General features: G+C 35.8%; 14 protein-coding genes and 1 pseudogene. 6 read left to right on the forward strand and 9 right to left on the reverse strand.

Features of this window, described 5'->3' with window-relative positions; translation table 11 throughout:
• The first annotated feature begins 34 nt into the window (after nucleotides 1–34).
• Entirely contained in the window at nucleotides 35–1,282 is a 1,248-nt protein-coding gene (locus MKZ26_RS13925) for a DUF4153 domain-containing protein (protein ID WP_340766545.1), read from the forward strand.
• A 179-nt stretch (nucleotides 1,283–1,461) separates the two neighbouring features.
• On the opposite strand, the gene MKZ26_RS13930 is transcribed toward MKZ26_RS13925, so the two are convergent.
• The gene (locus MKZ26_RS13930) at nucleotides 1,462–2,538 is read right to left on the reverse strand and encodes a helix-turn-helix transcriptional regulator (RefSeq protein ID WP_340766546.1); all 1,077 of its coding nucleotides are present in this window, start codon (nucleotides 2,536–2,538) and stop codon (nucleotides 1,462–1,464) included.
• Between the two features lie 182 nt (nucleotides 2,539–2,720).
• Between MKZ26_RS13930 and MKZ26_RS13935 the strand changes: the two genes are divergently transcribed.
• On the forward strand, nucleotides 2,721–3,887 hold the full coding sequence (locus MKZ26_RS13935; RefSeq protein WP_082786452.1) for a solute carrier family 23 protein: 1,167 nt from the start codon (nucleotides 2,721–2,723) through the stop codon (nucleotides 3,885–3,887).
• A gap of 163 nt (nucleotides 3,888–4,050) precedes the next feature.
• Here MKZ26_RS13935 and MKZ26_RS13940 read toward each other — a convergent pair whose 3' ends face one another.
• The 3 genes from MKZ26_RS13940 to MKZ26_RS13950 form a co-directional block, all read right to left on the reverse strand.
• Entirely contained in the window at nucleotides 4,051–4,668 is a 618-nt protein-coding gene (locus tag MKZ26_RS13940) for an NUDIX hydrolase (protein WP_340766547.1), read from the reverse strand.
• Between the two features lie 126 nt (nucleotides 4,669–4,794).
• Complete coding sequence (locus MKZ26_RS13945; RefSeq protein WP_340766548.1) at nucleotides 4,795–5,241, reverse strand: ATP-binding protein; 447 nt, start codon at nucleotides 5,239–5,241, stop codon at nucleotides 4,795–4,797.
• Nucleotides 5,242–5,583: 342 nt separating this feature from the next.
• Nucleotides 5,584–6,804: an MFS transporter gene (locus tag MKZ26_RS13950; RefSeq protein ID WP_340766549.1), complete on the reverse strand. Its 1,221-nt coding sequence runs from the start codon at nucleotides 6,802–6,804 to the stop codon at nucleotides 5,584–5,586.
• An 826-nt stretch (nucleotides 6,805–7,630) separates the two neighbouring features.
• Here MKZ26_RS13950 and MKZ26_RS13955 point away from each other — a divergent pair.
• Nucleotides 7,631–8,317 (forward strand): hypothetical protein, encoded by a 687-nt coding sequence (locus tag MKZ26_RS13955; RefSeq protein ID WP_340766550.1) that lies wholly within the window; start codon nucleotides 7,631–7,633, stop codon nucleotides 8,315–8,317.
• Nucleotides 8,314–10,095: an ORC-CDC6 family AAA ATPase gene (locus MKZ26_RS13960; RefSeq protein ID WP_340766551.1), complete on the forward strand. Its 1,782-nt coding sequence runs from the start codon at nucleotides 8,314–8,316 to the stop codon at nucleotides 10,093–10,095. The genes MKZ26_RS13955 and MKZ26_RS13960 overlap by 4 nt, the downstream gene beginning before the upstream one ends.
• A gap of 710 nt (nucleotides 10,096–10,805) precedes the next feature.
• Here MKZ26_RS13960 and MKZ26_RS13965 read toward each other — a convergent pair.
• Nucleotides 10,806–10,976: pseudogene (locus MKZ26_RS13965) on the reverse strand (RNA-binding domain-containing protein); the annotation flags it as partial.
• A gap of 1,543 nt (nucleotides 10,977–12,519) precedes the next feature.
• On the opposite strand from MKZ26_RS13965, the gene MKZ26_RS13970 reads away from it, so the two are divergent.
• Nucleotides 12,520–14,544, forward strand: coding sequence for an ATP-binding protein (locus tag MKZ26_RS13970; RefSeq protein WP_340766552.1), 2,025 nt, complete (start codon nucleotides 12,520–12,522; stop codon nucleotides 14,542–14,544).
• A 28-nt stretch (nucleotides 14,545–14,572) separates the two neighbouring features.
• Here MKZ26_RS13970 and MKZ26_RS13975 read toward each other — a convergent pair whose 3' ends face one another.
• From MKZ26_RS13975 to MKZ26_RS13990, 4 genes are all read right to left on the reverse strand, one after another.
• On the reverse strand, nucleotides 14,573–15,796 hold the full coding sequence (locus tag MKZ26_RS13975) for a DNA cytosine methyltransferase (RefSeq protein WP_340766553.1): 1,224 nt from the start codon (nucleotides 15,794–15,796) through the stop codon (nucleotides 14,573–14,575).
• Between the two features lie 1,383 nt (nucleotides 15,797–17,179).
• Nucleotides 17,180–18,490: a serine hydrolase gene (locus MKZ26_RS13980; protein ID WP_340766554.1), complete on the reverse strand. Its 1,311-nt coding sequence runs from the start codon at nucleotides 18,488–18,490 to the stop codon at nucleotides 17,180–17,182.
• 64 nt (nucleotides 18,491–18,554) lie between these two features.
• Nucleotides 18,555–18,857, reverse strand: a complete 303-nt coding sequence (locus MKZ26_RS13985; RefSeq protein ID WP_340766555.1) for a hypothetical protein — start codon at nucleotides 18,855–18,857, stop codon at nucleotides 18,555–18,557.
• Between the two features lie 6 nt (nucleotides 18,858–18,863).
• Nucleotides 18,864–19,091: a helix-turn-helix transcriptional regulator gene (locus tag MKZ26_RS13990; RefSeq protein WP_340766556.1), complete on the reverse strand. Its 228-nt coding sequence runs from the start codon at nucleotides 19,089–19,091 to the stop codon at nucleotides 18,864–18,866.
• A gap of 306 nt (nucleotides 19,092–19,397) precedes the next feature.
• Between MKZ26_RS13990 and MKZ26_RS13995 the strand changes: the two genes are divergently transcribed.
• Nucleotides 19,398–20,762: an FAD-dependent oxidoreductase gene (locus MKZ26_RS13995; RefSeq protein ID WP_340766557.1), complete on the forward strand. Its 1,365-nt coding sequence runs from the start codon at nucleotides 19,398–19,400 to the stop codon at nucleotides 20,760–20,762.
• Nucleotides 20,763–20,770: the final 8 nt, after the last annotated feature.

Consider the following 20,770-nt stretch of genomic DNA (forward strand, 5'->3'; position numbering starts at 1 on the left):
ACTTAGTATGACAATTATTAGAGGAGGTATAACCGTGGAAATCGACAATTCGATTAGTAAAAATATTGCCAATCCCCGTGAGCTAGAGAGAATGTTTAGAGAAGACCCCAAAGCTTTTAAAAAGTCATTTTCACACGCCTGGGAACAAAACCCTGATTCGCCGGTTCTTGCTGCTTGGTATGAAAGATTGAATTTCAAGGAGGCGGCACATACAGAAAAAACTTCCTTGCTTCAGAAAGGTTTCTTGTTCATGGGCATTTTATCCATTCTGGCGGGGGTAAGCACCAGGATCATTTTCCATTTTGTCGAACAGGAAGCAATTGCCCCAATTAACCTTGCTTTTGGGGTTCTTCCCTTCATTGCAGCTTATTTTGTATACAAAAATAATCCCCCAAAAAAGGTTCTTTACACCCTTGCATTGATGTTCCTACTCTCTGGGTTGTATCTTAATATGCTGCCATCAAATCATAATGACAGTATTATCCTTGCTTATTTACACCTTCCCATATTCTTATGGGGATTGATTGGGCTTGCATTTATAGGAAATGAATATGGTATAGGCAGCACAAGATTAGCCTATCTTAAATTTAATTTGGGGTTTTGCATACTCTACGCCAGCATGGCAATTAGCGGAATGTTGCTAGCAGCATTAACCATGCAGTTATTTAGTTTTGTCGGTTTGGATATAGAAGACTTCTATTTTAGAAATATCGTTTTATTCGGTGCTGCCGCTCTCGCTATTGTGGCTACATACCTGGTATCGATGAATCTTAAACTTGCTAAGAATATTACACCTTATATCGCTAAAATTTTTAGTCCTCTTGTTCTGGCCACATTGTTGGTCTATCTTATAACGGTTATTTGGGTCGGAAAAAATCCATTCTTGGATCGCAATTTCCTGCTAGTCTTCAACGGAATACTCTTTAGTGTATTGGCCGTTACCATATTTTCCATTACCGAAAGCGGTACAGACAAGAAAAAGACCATTTCTGATTATATAAGCTTCGCCCTAATTATTCTTGCTCTTATCATTGACAGTGTGGCTTTGTCAGCCATAGTGTTCAGACTTTCTTCTTATGGGATTACACCCAACAGAATTGCTGTTTTAGGCGTAAACATACTTATCTGGGGAAATCTAATCTGGATCATGGTCTCCTATATGCGTTTTCTACAAAACAAAACCGGGCCTTCAACCATCCAAGATGCGGTTACTAAGTATTTGCCGGTCTACGTACTTTGGGCCGCTTTCGTTACATTTACTTTTCCTTTAATTTTTAATTAGAAAGGCTTTACTATTGTAACGAATGCTGTTCTTCCTTATAAATGCCAAAAATGAGCAAGGTTCTATTCATAACTTGTTCATTTTTGGCTTTTTATTTTTCTGAAAAAACCGCATTTACTTCTGATACGGTTCTCCGTGATGTAACCAAGTGATGTTTTTTGTATAAAAATTAGTTAAGTTCACTTAGCTTTATTAATAAGCTCTATATATTGCGAATCTCCGTATCCTATTGTGGGAAAAAGATCAAATAACCTATTAACTAATTCCGCTGTTGAAAGATCTTTATTTTTGGAAATATATTTTACTACTTCATTATTTTCTTTTAACATATCTAAAAATATATCTATTGCCTGATACATTACTGGGAGTAATTCATTCGATGGCTTTCTATGGTTTATCAATACTTCTTTGTATACAGATTCATAATCTCCTAATTGAAGCTCAGTTTGGCTGACTTTAAATTCATCCTCTCTAAAGCTATTTAAGAATACTTTTCCTTTGTATCCGTACTGTTCAAAGTAAGTAAGAATTGTAAGAAGATTCATCTGACAAAACATGTCTTCACCAAACCATAGAACGATATATTTATACTCCTCCTTAAAAATAGTATTGAAGGGGTAAATAACCTTCCTGATGTAGTTTTCTACTGACACATGATGTCCTAATGCTCTTGTTTGAATAAACTCGTCGTCAAAAACTTGTGCCGTCGTCGCATGTACACACATCGCCTCATTGAATGGTACATAATCAGAATCCCCCATCAGTTTTTCTGCTTTAAACTCTTCATACATAACTTGACCATTCAATACGTTAAGTACGTCTTTGTCAAACAGTTCTCTCTTCATATTTTGTAACTGTTCAACCTCACTTTTTCTAGACATATACACGCTATCCCCATCCTCGCTTTGATCGACAGTAAGTTTAACAAATGACTGTACAGGCAACTTATTTAGTTGAAATTCTCTTGGAGTTACACCAAAAACTTTTTTAAAGGCTCTACTATAAGCCTCTTGAGATGAATAGCCATATTCAAAAGCTATTTCAATTACCTTCTGATTGCTCGACAAATCTGCTGTAGATAAATATAGCCTTCTTAAAAGAACATAGCGCCTAATACTGATCCCTGTTGCCTGATGAAATTTAAAAGAACAGTAATAAGGGGAATAACCCATGTAATTAGCCAATTCATCTAGTGAAAACTCTTTGTTTAAATGTTCTTCAACCCAATCTATCATAAGCTGTATATACTCATTCATTTGTCTCACTCCTGAATAAAATTATAAGTGATATCCTTTTCTTTCTTATGATAGTTCTTGTGATGTGAAAATTACTTTTCCATGTAAGCGTAAAATATTATTCAGTATTACTCTTTAATTCTTATTCTAAATATTAAATAGGAGAAATATCATGTATTAACACTAGTAAAGGGGGGACACATTTGAAAGGTTTTTTGAAAGCTATACCATTATCCTTACAGCATTTGTTTGCAATGTTTGGTGCGACAGTTTTAGTTCCAGCACTAACTGGTCTTGATCCAGGGAGTGCACTTGTTGCCAGTGGTGTAGGAACGTTAATTTTCCATCTTATTACACGAGGAAAAGTTCCTACTTATTTAGGTTCATCTTTCGCTTTCATTGCTCCTCTAGCATTGTATGTAGGAGAGTTAAATTCACCCGGTCAGGCCGTTGCAGGTCTTATCGGTGTTTCCATTGTTTATGCCATTGTATCTATTATCATTTCATATGTCGGTTTTGAAAAAGTTCGAAGAGCAATTCCTCCAGTTGTTGTTGGACCAGTAGTCAGTATCATCGGTCTTGCACTAGCAAGCACGGCGGTGAACAACATGGCTGCTGTCAATTGGGATGTAGCTATCGTCAGCCTTCTTGCAGCAATCTTTGCTACGCTTGCAGGTACTAAGATGATCCGCCTTTTCCCGCTCCTCATTGGTCTTGGAGTAGGTTATGTCTATGCTGCGGTGCGTGGATTAGTTGATTTTGGTACCATTGCCAATGCACCAGTGTTTGCCCTTCCACAGTTCGTAATGCCAGAATTCACATGGGTCGTAATCTTGGGGATGGCGCCGATTGCCTTGGTTACCATCATCGAAGACCTTGGACATATGATGGTACTAAAAGAGATTACAGGTAAAGACGTAACAAAGGATCCTGGGTTTTCAAGAATCCTATGGGGGAATGGTCTTGCAACATTAGTCTCCGGTTTCATCGGCGGGCCTGCACAAACGACTTATGCGGAAAACCTCGGCGTTTTAGCCATCACACGCCAATTTTCCAGTAGAATCATTCAAGGTGCTGCTGTTATTGCGATTATTCTAGGTCTGTTCGGTAAAGTTGGAGCTGCTATCCAATCCATTCCAGTTGCCGTGATGGGCGGCATCTGTATCTTGTTATTCGGTATGATTGCAGGCATGGGGATCCGTCACATCATTGAGGAAAAAGTTAATCTGGCGAATATGAAAAACTTGGTCATTGTCGCAGTTATCTTTATCATCGGAGTTGGATATGCTCATGGTATCGCCTACGCGACGATCGCTGGATTGCTCATTTATTGGCTCGTCCCTGATTTTACGACAAAGAATGAAAGTTAATATGAAAAGGCTGCTCCACTCAACACTTTTGAGTGGAACAGCCTTTTACTTTTAAGTAAGCTATCGGGCAAAGGCAAGTCATATAAAACCTCATTTACTTATGGTACTAAGTGAGGTTTATTAATTTTCATAATCGGCGCTTCTTCAAGATTACAAGTTTCACTCATTTTATGATTTCTATAAAATGTTTCAAAATCCTAGCCGTTAAACCCCAAATTGTATACTTTTCATAATCAAAAAACCATTCTTCCATTGAACGGGCTCTCCATTGATACTGTGTGCCATTCATTATTTTTTCATAGGGAAAGCTTGGCAAAGGCACTGGTTCAACGGATACTACATGCATATAAGGCTCATAATTCAATAGCCATTTAACGGGTATTGTAAATACCTCTTCAACTTCTTCTTTGTTATACGAATGAATAATTTGATTGTAATCAATGGTTGCTACAAATGGATAGATAACAAATGAAGAGGAAGCAATATAAGGACTTAATGTCCCTACAATCGTAACCGTTTTTGGGTCGACACCTAATTCTTCATGCGTTTCTCGTAAAGCGGCTGCCACTCTGGATGGGTCTGTGGAGTCGATGCGACCACCGGGAAAACTAATATCACCTGGGTGTTTTCTCATGGTGAGTGAACGTACTTCGAAAAGGATATGCCATTCTTCATCCACTTGAACAAGTGGGATTAAAACCGCTGAACGAAGAGCTGTTTCCTCCCCTATAAACAGGGGCTGATTTTCATTTAACTGGTTTTTTAGTTGATCTAGGAACATGAAATCCCCCTCACCATAGTGGGTTATATTCTTTTTATCGTATTATTAGTGATTAAAACGGAACACAATTCATCCCCGTCACTATTTATAAGGATCCCTTTACCTACTCATAAAATCAGACTATCCCTACGAATTGTTCCTGTACGGCAGACACTCTTTTCCTTGCCGAATGGTTGCTGTACCATTCATTGTTGTATAAGGTGGGGTTTCCGGCAAAACGTTCATGACCAGGAGCCGAATCGAATGATCTTTATAAAATAGTTCTTCAAATGAAGGAATAATATGTGGTTCTGTATTTTCAAATACCCTTTTTTCTAATTCCTTTATGTCTACATCAAATGGAATCCCTATTAAAACATTGTCTATTCCCCGCACTTTGTCGGCCACGCCGAAAACAACGCTACCCCCGCCGCCATTCGCCATACAAACGGCATACTTAATCATTTTATTGACATTTTCCTCCTCAGCACTATAATTCCACTGTTTAAAGTCTAGGTCCTGTGCCTCAAAATCATCTGCAATATGATAATCCAATTGCTGAATGATCCTCATGATTTCGCTTTTATTCTTCACTCGAATATCCTCCTTTCCAGCAAAATTAATCTATATCACATGTAATTACATTAACCAATGCTTATACAAAAAAGGCAGTCCCTTATCACAAATGTACTTGTGGGAACTACCCCTTATTGTATTTATATGTTTGTTCCGTCATTGCTGTTTATAAAACCTTTTAAAATTGCACGCTGGCTCCATACTTGCAGAAAGCCCTCCGTGGTTCATTGATCCATTCAATCGGCTTCATCATGCATTTGTCAGCATATAGTTTTAAAAGTCGCCTGCTTACTAAGCGTACTTTCACTATCATGAGCTGATCTCTTCAAGTGCTTCCTTGCACCTAGGCTTCACTGTAGTTTATACAACATTACTCGCTTTTATCGGTTGCAATCCTTTAAAGTCCATTGCCTTTTTTCTAAAGTAAAAAATGACGGCCATTAAACACGCTAGAATAAAGGTACATAATACAAGTGACCATAGGGTAACACTGATTGGGTAACGATCTATCAGTTCGCCAACAATTCTTGGCAGAAATGCACCGCCTAATCCCCCCATTGCCATCAGTATGCTTGTTGTCCATTCCTCCAATCCTTTAGACGTTTCATTAATAATCAAGAGACCAATTGAAAAAACTCCCCCCATTAATAAACCCGTTAAAAATATCGAGATAAAGCTAAACATGACAGAAGTTGAATAAGCAAACATCAATATGGTAAAAAACTGACCCATACAGCAAATAATAAAGAGCTTGCTATAGCCTATTCTATCTATAATGCCGGTCATACTGATACGCCCAAGTGTCATCGCTGCCCAAAAGACCGTAATGCTTAAAGCCAGCGTGGAAGCATCTAAATTCGTTGTTTTGCTCAAGATTGTTGGCAAGTAGTTTGGCAAAACCATTTCCGTTCCCACATACATAAAGAAAAACAACGCACCCGTCGCAATAATCGGCAATTGCCTTTTAGAGTAACGCTTTCTCTCAGGTTTATTCCCGTCTTCAGGTAAAGCTTTCACCTGTCTTTTTAAAATCGGATCCAATTCTCCAAACGAAAGAAATAACCAGAGTAGCATAATGACCGAAGCAAACACGGCTACAAATGTAAACGAAAAATTCCATACACCTGTCATAATCAAAAACGCAGAAATGACTGGAATCGCCAATGCGCCTACCCCAAAAAAGATTTCAACGATAACAAGTGTCGTAGCTTTCTTTTCCTTTAAATGGCCAATAATAAGGGAAGCAACAATTGTTTCAGCAATCCCTATTCCCGCCCCACCAAATGGAGCAATAGCTAACATCACATTCCAATTGGGTAAGACGCTAAACACAAACTGTGAAAGGGCAAAAATGAGTAAGGCAAGAAAAATCGTCATTCTCCGACCAATTCGATTGACGATAAGCGGCGCGATCATTACTCCACCTAAAAAACCTAAAAATTGATTCATAATCAACTGTCCGCCATCCTTGTAATGAATCCCATACGAATCCACCATAGGTTCTAAAACGGTCCCAATAATAATATGACCAAACCCATTCAAACAATAAATTAGGGAAGCAATCCATACAAATTTCTTCATGATATTCTCCATATCTGCATTATTCAGCATTATTTAATAATAGTCTCACTTTTCTAATACTATCAATAATGTCTAGTACCGTCTATATGGATCTGGCGTTCATACCACTGGAGATTACGTGAAATAAAATAAGGTGCCTGGTTTCCAACAATATTTACTTGTTGAGAATCAGGCACCTTATTTGTTTTATGGTTGAAACAATTCTCGAATAATGAACGCTCCGAGCTGTCGTGTATTGTAGGGATTGCCTTTTAAATTAAATGTAGAAATCGAAAGCAAGCCGGCAATTTTCTGCAAGATTGAAAATCCCTCCCTGTGCAACAAACAACAACGAGCAATTCACAGGACTGTATAAAAGTTCGAATAATATTAGATATTGAAGCAAATATCTAATCCACGCCTTATAAAATGGCTCGCTAGTTTACCCAGTTACTCCGAGGCTTATTTGCCGATTTCGTCCTGCGAAAGTTGAGTAATAAAAATTAAAATCCTCTACTTTTCCGAAAAAATTCAGTGAATTTTTTCAATTTCTTCATACAATATTTTCAATACTTTTTGTTACTTCCACAACTATATATGTTATTTCGATGATTCCCATTCCCCATCTTATCCTCCTAATATCATAATCTTCATTTAGATAGAAAACATCTTTCTAAATTTATTCCCCTGCTACTAAATTCCCCTCAATTACTTATGATATGAATCCCCGTAATCCATGTAAATGTTCTTTTTATAATAATTGAAATAGTTTTCCTACTTAACTATTTCAATCTATGTTATTATTACGGAATGTTTAGATATAATAGATTGAAAAGTAGGTGTCGTTTTGTCATATACAAAAATTCAATTTGAAAAGCATATATTATCACCCCAGCTAGATATCCAGAAACAAACAATAGCCGGAAATGACTTATCAAAAATTTTGAATAGCTTAAATAACATCTTAGAAATTTCGGAAACTTTTGCAGAGAAGGATCCAAATGTAGGTAAAATGTGGAATGATATTGTTTCTGATTTAATCGCATCTATAAGTTCAGCTTGCTCTGGATTTTATAGATCCGCCATCGTTAATTTACGAAGTATCTTAGAATTAAGCTGTAACACATTTTTTTATCTTGATCATAAAATTGAACATTATTTATTTGAATTTGAAAATGCAAAAGCTGATAAATATGTTAACACTCTAGTAAGGGATTATAGTTTTTTTACAACTAAGTATATAAATAGTTTCAATTCAACAATTAAGTTTAATGAAACTAAGACAGATGCTATAAGCTTATATTTAAAAAGTATATATTCTTCTTTGTCCGATGTCGTTCATGGCAGATATAATAGCTTATTAAAAGTAAATAATATTGCCATTACTTACGAAAAAAAATCTTATAAAGTTTATGAAGATTTATTAACTAAAACTATTGGGATAATTTGCGTAATGTATATATATAGATATAATGACGATTCAGTTGATGCAATTAATGCACTAGCTAAAATGACTGGAGTTGTTAAAGAATGAAAGACTCATTAGGTAGCTATATAGTTGACCGCACAGAAAGTTTAAATGAAACAATGATAAAAGAATATTTCATAGATTCAAATGATAAAAAACTTGCCCGATTATTAGATACAGAACAATACTTACTTCTGGGTAGTCGTGGTATTGGTAAAACAATGCTTATGAAAAAAGCAGAGATTGAAGCTACTGAGTCTTTCGAAGAACATAGTATTTTGGCAGTATGGATTAGTTTTGAGGAATCTATTCGTATTGAGCGAATTAAAATTTCTGATTCAAGTATAGATGTAGATCCTTTTTTACAATGGACGATGGGAAAAATTCTAATAGAGGTTCTCAAAAAAATAATAGAATTAAAGCCTGAAAATATGGACTTTTTATCCACTAGATTATCCAGAATTTTCCCGAACTCAGAAATGACTATTTTATCTCTCGATTATTATACAGGTATTCTACATGACTACTTAGATTTACTTGAAACAGCTGAAATCGAAAGCAATACAGATTTAAATAGGCAGGCACCTTCTAATGAATTAGTGCGTATTTTAGATAATCCGCATAGTTTTAAGTCATTTATTTTAGAAATAGTAGATAATTTCAATTTGAGTAGAATAATCTTGCTATTCGATGAGGCCGCCCACGTATTTTCTCCGAGCCAACAGGAGAAATTTTTCACATTTTTTAAATCCTTACGTTCAGATAAAATCGCATGTAAAGCCGCAGTTTATCCTGGAATAACAACATATGGAAAAAGTTTCGAAAGAAATCAAGATGCAAAAGAAATTCGAATGGTTTGGAGTCCCCAAAATACTGAAGACTTAAACTTCATAAAAAATGTGTTAAAAAAACGAATACAAAGTTTTAATCAAGGCTATTGGGAAAAATTGAGTGTTCAAAAAGACATTATTGATACTATATGTATGTGTAGCAATGGAAATCCACGATTTGCTTTTCATATTATTGACGAACTTGAAAACAGCAAACTTTTTTCAAAGAAAAACATTGTGAGAAATGACTTAGTTAATGCAATCAGACGTGTAGTAACTTCAAAATGGGACGAGTTTATCACCCTCAGTAATAGACTGGTTAAATATAAAGCTATTATAAGTGAAGCAGAATCTGTGTTAAAAAATATAATTATTCCTAACCTAAGAATTTGGAATAACAATAAGAGAAATATATCTAAAAAACTTTCTTCTGGATTCTATTTAGAAACCTCAACATATGAAAAACTGCTTGATGTATTAGACATTCTTTCTTATTCAAATTTTATTTATGTAGATGAAAGTAAAAAAAGTATTGGTCATGGAAAATACGGATACTACATTTCTATAAACCCTGCTCTTTTATTTGCTGACTTAGTTCTAAGAGACTCATCAGAAATGTATAACACCTCCACTAACATAGATAATAATCAAAACTATTCCGACAATACTGACGGCATAAAACAGTTGCTCTCAAGAGTTTCACAAATTAGTGATGAAAACTCATGTTCTAATAGTAAATGTGATTTTGTAACTGACGATTTGTCATTTACTTTCTGTAAAAATTGTGGTTCTAAAATGGAAATCAGAGAGTCAACTCCTTTATATAAAATTTTACGAAGTCATGAAATCAACTATCTTAAGCTTTCAGAAGCAATAATAACTAGATTATCTACTAAATTTTTTAATATTGGAGAACTATATGATGCCACAGAAGAAGAAATACGTATGCGGTACATTCAAGATTATCGTATCTCAAAAATTCAAGGTGTTGTAAAAGAATACATGTCTGGTTGATAAGAAAGAGATAGGATTTCCCTTTAATTTTCGGGAAGATTCTATTTTTTTTAGGTCTTTTTTATTATTAAAACTCCCCCCCTTATTTAATATCTAAAAAATACAGGAATTCCTCGATGTTCTGTCAATGGATTTTCAGTGATTTTTGGAATATCAATAAATTTAAATAATGTTGTGTTCCTTTGTAATGCAAATTCATGATTGTTTAAACTTTCACGATAGTTCCTTGCACAGGTACCTGAAATTTTTGCGTTGTAAGCGATATGAACCAAGTCGAAATGCACTTTAGCTTTCTTCCCAGTACAATGGTAAATCTGATTCAAAAGAAAATAGCCTTTGAGTTAGGCATTTACACGCTCAAGGGCACTTTGTTCCTAATAGATTTCAGCCCATTTCTTCGACTCTCTTGCGGGTACTGTGTAACGTCTAAGATCATTTGTAACTTTCTTTTGGTTAAGGGAACCAAGATTCATTTTTATAAGTGCTGAAAAACAAAAAATATGGAGCCCGAAATAAGACTATCCCAATGAATTGTTCCTGTACGGCAGACACTCTATTCCTTGCCGAATGCTTGCTGTTCCTCCCGTTATTGTATAAGACGGTGTATCCGGCAAAACGTTCATGACCAAGTGCCGAATCGAATGATCTTTATAAAATAGTTCATCAAATGAAGGGATTATGTGTGGTTCCGTATTTTCAAATACCCTTTTTTATAATTCTTCGATATCCACTTCAAATGGAATCCCAAATAAAACATTGTCCATTCCCCGCACTTTGTCAGCCACGCCGAAAACAACGCTACCCCCACCGCCATTTGCCATGCATAACGCGTATTTAATCATTTTATTGATATTTTCCTCCATAGCACTATAATTCCATTGCGTAAAGTCTAGTCTAGGTCCTGCGCCTCAAAATCATCTGTAATATGATGATCCAATTGCTGAATGATCCTCATGATTTTGCTTTTATTTTTCATAAGAATATCCTCCTTTCCTGCAAAATTGATTTATATACCATGCATATACGTTAATCAATGCTTATACAAAAAAGGCGGTTCCTTATCACAAATGTACTTGTGGGAACTAACTGTTATTATAATTATATGTTTGTTCAGTCATGGCTGTTTATAATAGTTTTGGAATTGTATGCTGGTCTCTTACTTGCATAAAGCCCCCGTGGTTCGTTGATCCATTGGTTCATTGGTTCATTTAATCGGCTTCATCTTAGATATTTCGCTAAGTTAATACTTTTGAATAGACTAATTCTTTGCTAAAACTATCGGTAAATGTTATAACGGATTTATAATATAAGGATTTCAAAGGATGGTTAATGACCATGTAGAAAACAAAAAATTATTATGATATTTATGTCAACAAAATGAATCTATTTGATGAACAAACGTGAAAATTACTCATTCATGAATATTTCTTGCATAGATACCTGAAATTCAAATAACGCAGGTACTAGTTTTTTCTGACTGTTTTCTATCTTATGGACTTATCTAACAGCCCCTAGTACTCTCTTATTAAAATGGTACTTTATTTAAATTAGCTATTAAATACTTCATAATATCTATGTCATAATTATTGTGTTTTTCATCAAGCTTAATACCATTCCATTTCCCCTTAAATACTTCTCCGATTTAAATATCCATACCGCCTTCAGCATATTCTTCAATAATTTCAACATGCTTCCTTGCGAAATCCTGGATCGTTGAATAGCTCAAAATGTAAGGTGGCTGGTTCTAAAAAAATCTGATTTTTTTAGAACCAAACACTTAATTTTTCCACAAGTCTTTTATTTAAATTAATGTCCTTTCAGCATTAGTATTTTTCTCAAATAAGGAAACCTCGCTTACTTATGATACGTTTCCCCGTAATATAGCTACATGAGGTTATTTTCTTAGTGTTTTTTATATTGTTCTAGCCTTTTCTCTATACATAAGCTTTAGAAACTTATTTAACCTTTCTATGATTTTATCAATGTCTGTTTGAGTAGGTTTATTATTACAATCTCTCATAACAACTATCACCTCTCACCCCTTCGACACTATATTTAACGCCTAATTCACCTTAATTCTTCTCAGCACAAAGCTTAATTCTATTTATAACTACCATCCGTTTTACTACGGGCACGACTATTGATATAATAAGGTTGTTCATTAATTCCCAGTAATATAAAAATTTAGTATCATTTATCTATTTTCATTATCCATGAACTAATTTCCTTCCGACTGGAAGTTAATCACAAAGGTTTATGCCCTATAATAAACGAACATATTTACTTTTCGAGTTTATGCATTACGTTCTAACTTTATAATAACCATGACTATTATTTAAAAACACGAACAACTCAGATGATGATTATGTTCGCTGATTAATTTTTGTATACTCGAGTTAACTAAACAAAAGGGGGTTGCATTTTATGGTTATTCAAAATAAAGTTTTTTCTTCTAACATTAATTTTAACCCTAGCATCATTTATGAAGCGCTTGGGAGCAAGATTATTGAAACAGATAGTATAGCGATTGCAGAACAAATAAAAAATGCAAGTGATGCCGGAGCTAATAAAATAGTAGTTGACTTCTCTGAAGTTAGTAATAATAAAATCACTATTTCCGACAATGGAAAAGGAATGACCATTAATGAAATCAAGGAATATTGGTTTTTTGTTGCAAATAAAAATAAAGCTGAAGATTTAGCACAACTTGGGGGGAAAGGAATCGGCCGCTTTAGTCTCTTTAGATTGGCAGACATTATTGAAATTGAAACGTATGCAAATGGTCTACAAAATAAATTCGTAATAGACAAAAATAAATTAGAAAAAGAATTTGATACTACCAATATTAATATTGAAATAGTCCAGACTAATATTGCCGAAAGATCGTCAGGCACCACTATTACACTTCGAGAATTAAAGAATACAATCGACTTTGAAGAATTTAATAAAGAAATAGAAAACCTAAACATGCCATTTAAAAAAAGTGTATTCAATATAATATACCCAAGTACTATTGAGTTAGTAGATTTTATTAAGCCGATAAAAGTTATACATAATGCTCCTTTCTGGGCTGAGGTAGAGTTTATAGGCAGTAAGATATTATCATATAAGTTTAGCTGCACTTATAAAGAAGCAAATTTATATTCCAATACTGACAAATTAAATATCCAAAAAAAAATCGGTGGGCATGTAATACAAAATGATATCGGGAAAACAAAGATAGTTTTATATAACTTTTACTTTGACCCTAAACATAAAAATGTAAATAGCTTCGAACAAAAGCAAATAACAGAAGAATTTCTTAAAGCATATCAAGGTATATCTGTGTATCGAAATAACTTTAAAATTTATGGCCATGGAGAAGAAGATTGGTTGAAACTTGCCCAAAAAAGATTAGCCAAGCCTGGAGATAACATCGACAACAAACAAACTTTTGGGTATGTTATTCTCGATTCAGAGGGTTCTGTAAATCTAGAAGAAAAAACCAATCGTGAAGGATTCATAAAAAATAATACTTCGAAATACTTTAAAGAATTAATCGAATTGATAGTCGACCAATTCGGACAGGATAGAAAAATGTCAATAAACAAAATTAAAGAACACAACAAATCCAATGAGACTAGTGGACAATCAGGGGCTGTTGGTTCAACTGGGACCGGTGGTTCAACTGGGGCCGGTGGTTCAACTGGGACCGGTGGTTCAACTGGGGCCGGTGGTTCAACTGGGGCCGGTGGTTCAACTGGGGCCGGTGGTTCAACTGGGACCGGTGGTTCAACTGGGGCCGGTGGTTCAACTGGGACCGGTGGTTCAACTGGGGCCGGTGGTTCAACTGGGGCCGGTGGTTCAACTGGGGCCGGTGGTTCAACTGGGGCCGGTGGTTCAACTGGGGCCGGTGGTTCAACTGGGGCCGGCGGTTCAACTGGGGCCGGCGGCAATATTACATATCGGTTCAGTAAAAGAATTGGATCATTTAATTCCGATATACAAAAAGAAATAAAATCATCCAAGGTGGCTGATTTGATAAATGAAATAATAACAATTGACGTTATTAAATACCCCCTCGCCACAGCATTTTTATACAGAAGTCTTATTGAAGTCACTATGAATGAATTCATTAAAGTAAAATTCATTGAAGTTAGTAAGGATTTCAAAGATTATATAGTTGATGAAAACGATAATATAAAACGAGAATTCCACAATTCTAAAACTAGTCAAACTAGTCACTCAGATATTCCAATCAAGAAGAAAATCGATGACTTTAAGCTCTATTTATCTAACCACACCAAACATGACAAGAGATCTTTAAAACATCTTACTGATCTAGGGTTATTTATTGATGATATCAACTTAGCAATTCACTGGTCAGATAAAAAGATAAGCACAAATGACCTACAAACAAATTGGAGTAATTCGGTTTTCTTTTTAGAATACTTATGCACCGAAATATAACCCTAAATATAATTATTAAAAGCCCAGATTAATTAAAAATCTGGGCTTTTAAATGCCTTGCAATTTTCTTCGCCATTAGTGGTGGTACAGCATTTCCTATCTGTTTAAAAGCAGCAGTACGAGAATCTTCGAAATAAAAGTCGTCTGGAAATGATTGAATTCGAGCCGCTTCTCTCACAGACAATGATCTATTTTGTTTTTTATCTGGATGTATGTAATAATGACCATCTTTTGAAATATGAGCGACAATTGTATGTGAACATGAATCATATTGAACCATTTTATATCGATCCAAAAATGATTCGCTATTTTTGTGTGTTATTAAATCTTTAGGTAATTCGTTGTATTTCAATCCCCTATCCTCTTTATCCCAAGTGTCAACAACTAACTCGTATATTTGCAAGTCGTTCTGATTATTAGGTCTGGCAATATGATACGTAAGGATGTCCCAATTTGTATCCCTAATTTCTTTTAAATTACCCTTTGCTACTGACAGATACTGTCCTTGTCCTTCTTTTTTTTGTCCTGCGTGTAGCTTGGGAAGATCCTTAAAAAGTTCTCTTATGTTTATCGATTTAACGCTATTCGAAAAATCCGGATAATTAAAATGAAAATCGCTTCTCCAGCCAATAATTATTACCCTTTCTCTAGACTGAGCAACCCCAAAATTTTTAGCGTTCAGAACCCTATAATCCATTTCATAACCGGCATTACTCAAACTTTTCTTTAAGCTTTCAAAAATAGTACCTCCTTTAGCCGTAAGAATACCTTTTACATTTTCAAATATAAAAAGTTTAGGGTTATATTCCTTTAGGAACCTAATATAGTAACGATAAAAGTAATTTCTTGGGTCATCCTTCATTTTATTAGGATCCCTTGATATACCAGCCGTTGAATATGCTTGACATGGAGGGCCACCTATAATTATATCTACCTTTTCATTTCCCAACAATCCATCAATTTTAGCGAAAATACCTTTAATGCTTTTATTACTAATTTCTGACTCTATAACTTTATTTAATATATTACTAGGAATACTTTTGTATAATTCACTTCTTCCAATTTCCTTTAAAAGATATTGCTTATATATCTCTAACTGATCTTGCTCTTTCAAGTAAAAAAATGCTTCGCGTGTTCTCAAGGTATTACATGCGTTCTTATCCATCTCAACGTGAGCTAGAACTTTATAGCCCTCTTGTCGAAATCCTTCTGATAATCCACCTGCCCCTGCAAATAGATCAATCACATTCATCTTCAGTCACCCCTTATAATTTGAGTATACCAGGCTAATTCATAAACTTCTAATAATACTGTTCAATACACAATTCACCACCTTTGTCCCAAAGATTATTCATTTTCCCCCGAGAGGTTCAAAGAGTATAAATCCAGGCTAAAAACACATTTTTAATATTGATGGATACATGACTCCCGTAAAACATAAAACCACTTATTCACTCCAACTAACCTCGCAATGAATAAGTATAGAATTATTGGTTCAATAAACTTTTTTCGGTATGTCGCTACCTAAATGTTTAAAGAGCCAAACCTGTTATTATATAGCTTTACTATTGATTGTGTCCTCGGGATTTTTTACAATGAAGCGAATGGCCTCACTAGGAATAATTCACTCCAGATAGCAAGGAACAATCAAGGACTGGCTATGCGAATGTTTTTATCTATTACAAGCATCGCGCTGGCAATCTGCAAACACGGTAACCGTGAAAAAGGGCGGGAGAAAGTCATTTAAGTTTTGTTGTGAAGAATTGTGAATATAATAACCGATCACAGTAGAAACGATACTTGCAAAGATAAGTATTATAAGCTCATATATGACGAACTTTGTAAAACAATGACTTCACATATGAAATTTGATTGTAATATGCATGTACACCCCACGCGCGGCAGCTAGGGTTCAAAATTTTCCAGTCAATTATTTCTTTAAAGGACCCTTTATAATCAATTATTATTTTGGGGACATTAGCAAAAATAAATAATATAAGACTTGGCATATGCACGTTTCATCTGCATGCATTTCATGATACTCGTTGCAGACATAGAGCATTTTTTTCACATTCCCTGTCATGAATTTCGTATCCCTTAATTTCAATTCCGTCTTCCCAATTACCTAGTTCCATCAACAGACCTTTAGTCGAAAGCATATGATTTAAATCATGTTCTAGGGTAGAGACAAACGAAAACCTCTCTTATTCTAATGCATAAATTGCACAAAGCTACTCCAATTCTATTAAAAACCCTATTCTTAACGACAACTTCTCCATAATCATGAGTCACTTGGACTGGCGTTTCCTTATTACTATTCTGGATTTTGGTTTCATAAATGATGCCTCCTTTTCTACCTACATATTCGAACCCCTACAATAGTCGATACTAAACCACATTGTTTTGGTATCGACTATCTTGACTTTATTCATTCAAAAAAGGATGAACTAAAAAGCTCATCCTCTTTATGCTTCCTTTAACTATTCAATTCCCCTGCAAAACCTCCCCAACGTACTGATAGACCGCAGCATCCACACCAAACTGCAAGTCATCCCCTGAATTTCTAGCATGAAACTTCACTGCAACCCTTATGAATTCAGGGTCATTTTGTACGACAATGGCTTTTTCAGTTGTATTACAACCCCATAAGTTCCCTTTGAACTTCCAATCGATATTCTTCACTTCCAAGTAACTTCGTTTCAAACGAAGTTGCGTTTTTTTTGATGAGCATACTTTGCCAGAAGTTCAGGTCGTCTGTCATAAGGACGATTTCGATTTTATCCCCATTGTGATCTTCTGCATACAATGCGTCGGTCAGTATGAATGCAGTCGATCCGCCCTTTGAGCCTAGATGGACAAAACGGTCATGATTGCTCTCGTTTAGCTGCATTGGCCATTCGAGTAGGTCTCTCATGGTTTCAGAGGCAGTTGTCGGGAGTTGATCATTCGAAATTGCGGCCAGTAATTTCCCGTAATCATTCGCGGATGCACCAATTAAGCGATCTGACCACACTTTTTGTACGTCCGTAGACGGACCATATGTTACATCTCCAACTTTAATGGTTCCCTCTTTCATTTGTTCACTCAGTTCTTCAGCTAATGTTCGATACTCTTCCATCGACATGGCCTCGAGCTTTTTGATCAATTGCTTCTTATCCATCGATTCGCTTTTTATATGATCTGGAATTAAGAGCGCGCTAACAATCGGATAGACGTCCTCATGCTGTGCTAGTCCGAGGGTTTTTGCCCGCTCATTGATGGCAGATATTCCGAGCAGGTCGATTAGGTAGTCCGTGTTGGCGTTGGAGCTATAGGTGGCCATCCCTTTTGCAACATCATGCAATGTCACTTCGTTATTTTTGATTTTGTCTTCACTTTGCATCGCTTTTAACCACTCTTCATGAGCCCCACCATCCGAGTTTTTTAAGTAGTAGCGGTTTAAATCCGCAAGCGGTACGGAACTGTCTTTGTTCAGCTGGCCTGCATCGATTTGCATAGCGTATTCCGCAGCGATCAGTATCTTCACGGTACTTGCCAGCGGCCGTACTACATCCGATTGGTAGGTGGTTAATGCCACACCGTTTTCCGCTAAGTACAGTGATGTCGTTCGTGGATTGTCCTTCAGATGGTTTAAGACATACTCCGGATTGTCTCTCAATATGGCGAAGCCCGCGATTCCTATGACTAAAATAATTGATCCATAGATAATCAATCGCTTTTTCGTATACGTTTTTTTATCGAACACAATCATTGCAAAGAAACCGACTATCAATGCAAGTAAATAATTAACGCCGAAAACTAATACGGTGATAATGATGCCGAGTACAATTGCTACCGTTACTATTGCTTTCCGCATTTCCTCTTTTGTTCTGTTCTCTTTTTTGACTAATGGCAAGAGTGTAAGAATCACGATTCCTACCATCCCAATCCACGCAAGAGTATTCAAACAACAACTCCCTTTCTTAAAATCTTAGTTTTTCACATACATTATGTGTGAGCAAATAGCTAACTTAATACTTTCTTTTTAATACCGATAGGATAGTTGCTTGAAGAATTAATAATCCTGTTACTAAAAACCAAATTGCCAATTTATACGCATCGTAATCCAGGGTGCTGATGAATCGATTATACAATTCGAGGAAAAGCCACCCAAGAGGCAATAGTGGAAATACTATACTGTATGATTTATTAGAAATACTTTTTCCACGTTCGTCTTTGTATTCTTCACCCCATTCAAATTTCAAAGAAATAAATATTGCAATAAAGAAAATTACTACATAGACAAGATTAAACACAGCAAATAAAATATCCATAATTTCTTACTCCTCCTCGACTTCATATTGAAAAACTTCGTGTAAATCTACCCCGAACATCAGTGAGATGTCATATGCTAATTTTAAAGATGGATTGTACCTGTTTTTTTCTAGAGAAATAATTGTTTGCCTGCTCACCCCCAATTTATCAGCCACTTCTCTTTGTGATAAGCCTCTTTCAGCCCTTAGTACAACAATTCTGTTTCGTATCTTTCTTTCATTAGTTAAAGACATTTCATCACCTCTTATAAACCGAGTGTAATATATTTCATTCCTAAAGTAAAGTTTTTTTAACATATAGTCTGAAATACATTACCACTTTCATATTAACATTCTAGAAATGAGCACCTAACAATTAGGGGATTTAATTAGCCCATTTAGTCCTAGTTTCCCTACACCGAGCTACATTACAACCATGGTGCTACGAGTGTATGGACCGTTGTTAGTAGCACATCCATTAGTCATCCTCTTCATAGTTCTTAAAAACCTTCCGTTTACACTTCCACTAACAAGGTAATAGATAGACAAGGAGGGTGAAAAATGAAGAAATTTGATGCAGTCATTATTGGGTTTGGTAAAGGTGGAAAGACATTGGCGGCAATGCTGGCGAAAGAGGGTCAGAACGTTGCAATGATTGAAAAGTCGGCAGAAATGTATGGTGGAACGTGCATCAACATTGCTTGTATTCCAACGAAATCACTCGTTTTTCAATCTAATAATAGTAAATACTCAGAAGTACCTAAAATGAAATTTTATAAAGAAGCGATTGAAGAAAAAGATCATTTAACTTCATTTCTGCGCGATAAGAATTTTCATATGCTAGATGACCTTGAAAAGGTGACGGTCTTTACAGGAGTCGCTTCCTTTTTAGACGATGATAAGATCCAAGTGAAAACTGCCAATGAACAATTCGAGTTAACAGCGGATAAGTTCTTTATTAACACAGGTTCTTCCCCTATCACTCCGCCAATTGAGGGATTAGAGGGGGCTGATTTCATTTATAATTCGACTACTCTTCAACAATTAGATACACTTCCTGAAAAGTTGGTCATCATTGGTGGAGGTTATATTGGTCTGGAGTTTGCTTCGATTTATGCGAGCTTTGGTTCAGAGGTGACGATTATTGACCATTCACCTGAGTTTTTACGGAATGATGATCGTGATATCGCAGAAGAAGTGAAAAAAGTGCTTGAGGCAAAAAATATTACTTTTGTAGTAGACAGTAGCGTCGAGTCAATTGAAAATCTTGACGGTGGTGTGGTTGTTTCTTATAAGACGGGTGACGCTGATCATGCAGAAGCTTACGGAAATGCAGTTTTACTGGCTACAGGCAGAAAACCAAACATTGCAGGATTAGGTCTCGAAAATACTTCTGTAGAAGTAAATGATAGAGAGGCAATCATGGTTGACGATTCATTGAAAACAAACGCTAAAAACATTTGGGCATTGGGTGATGTGAATGGTGGACCACAGTTTACTTATATTTCACTAGATGATTTCCGTATTATCAAAGACCAATTAGTTGGCGATGGTGACTACACGAGGAAAGCCCGAAGCAACGTACCATACTCCGTTTTCATCGATCCGGTTTTATCGCAGGTAGGGTTGAATGAAAAAACGGCTAAAGAAAAAGGGATTGCCTACAAAGTGGTCACACTTCCGGCAGCCGCGATTCCTCGTGCCCGTATCGTGAAACAAACGGACGGATTATTGAAAGCCCTTGTAGATCCAGACACCAAAGAGATTTTAGGTTGCACGCTATTTTGTGCTGAATCCAGTGAGATGATCAATACAGTACGGATTGCGATGGAAGCAAAATTGCCGTATACATTTTTGCGGGATGCCATTTTCACACATCCGTCGATGAGTGAGGCGCTGAATGATTTGTTTTCTAAAGTGGAATAGCATGAGAA

This window comes from Sporosarcina sp. FSL K6-6792, assembly GCF_038004885.1.
Classification (GTDB): domain Bacteria; phylum Bacillota; class Bacilli; order Bacillales_A; family Planococcaceae; genus Sporosarcina; species Sporosarcina psychrophila.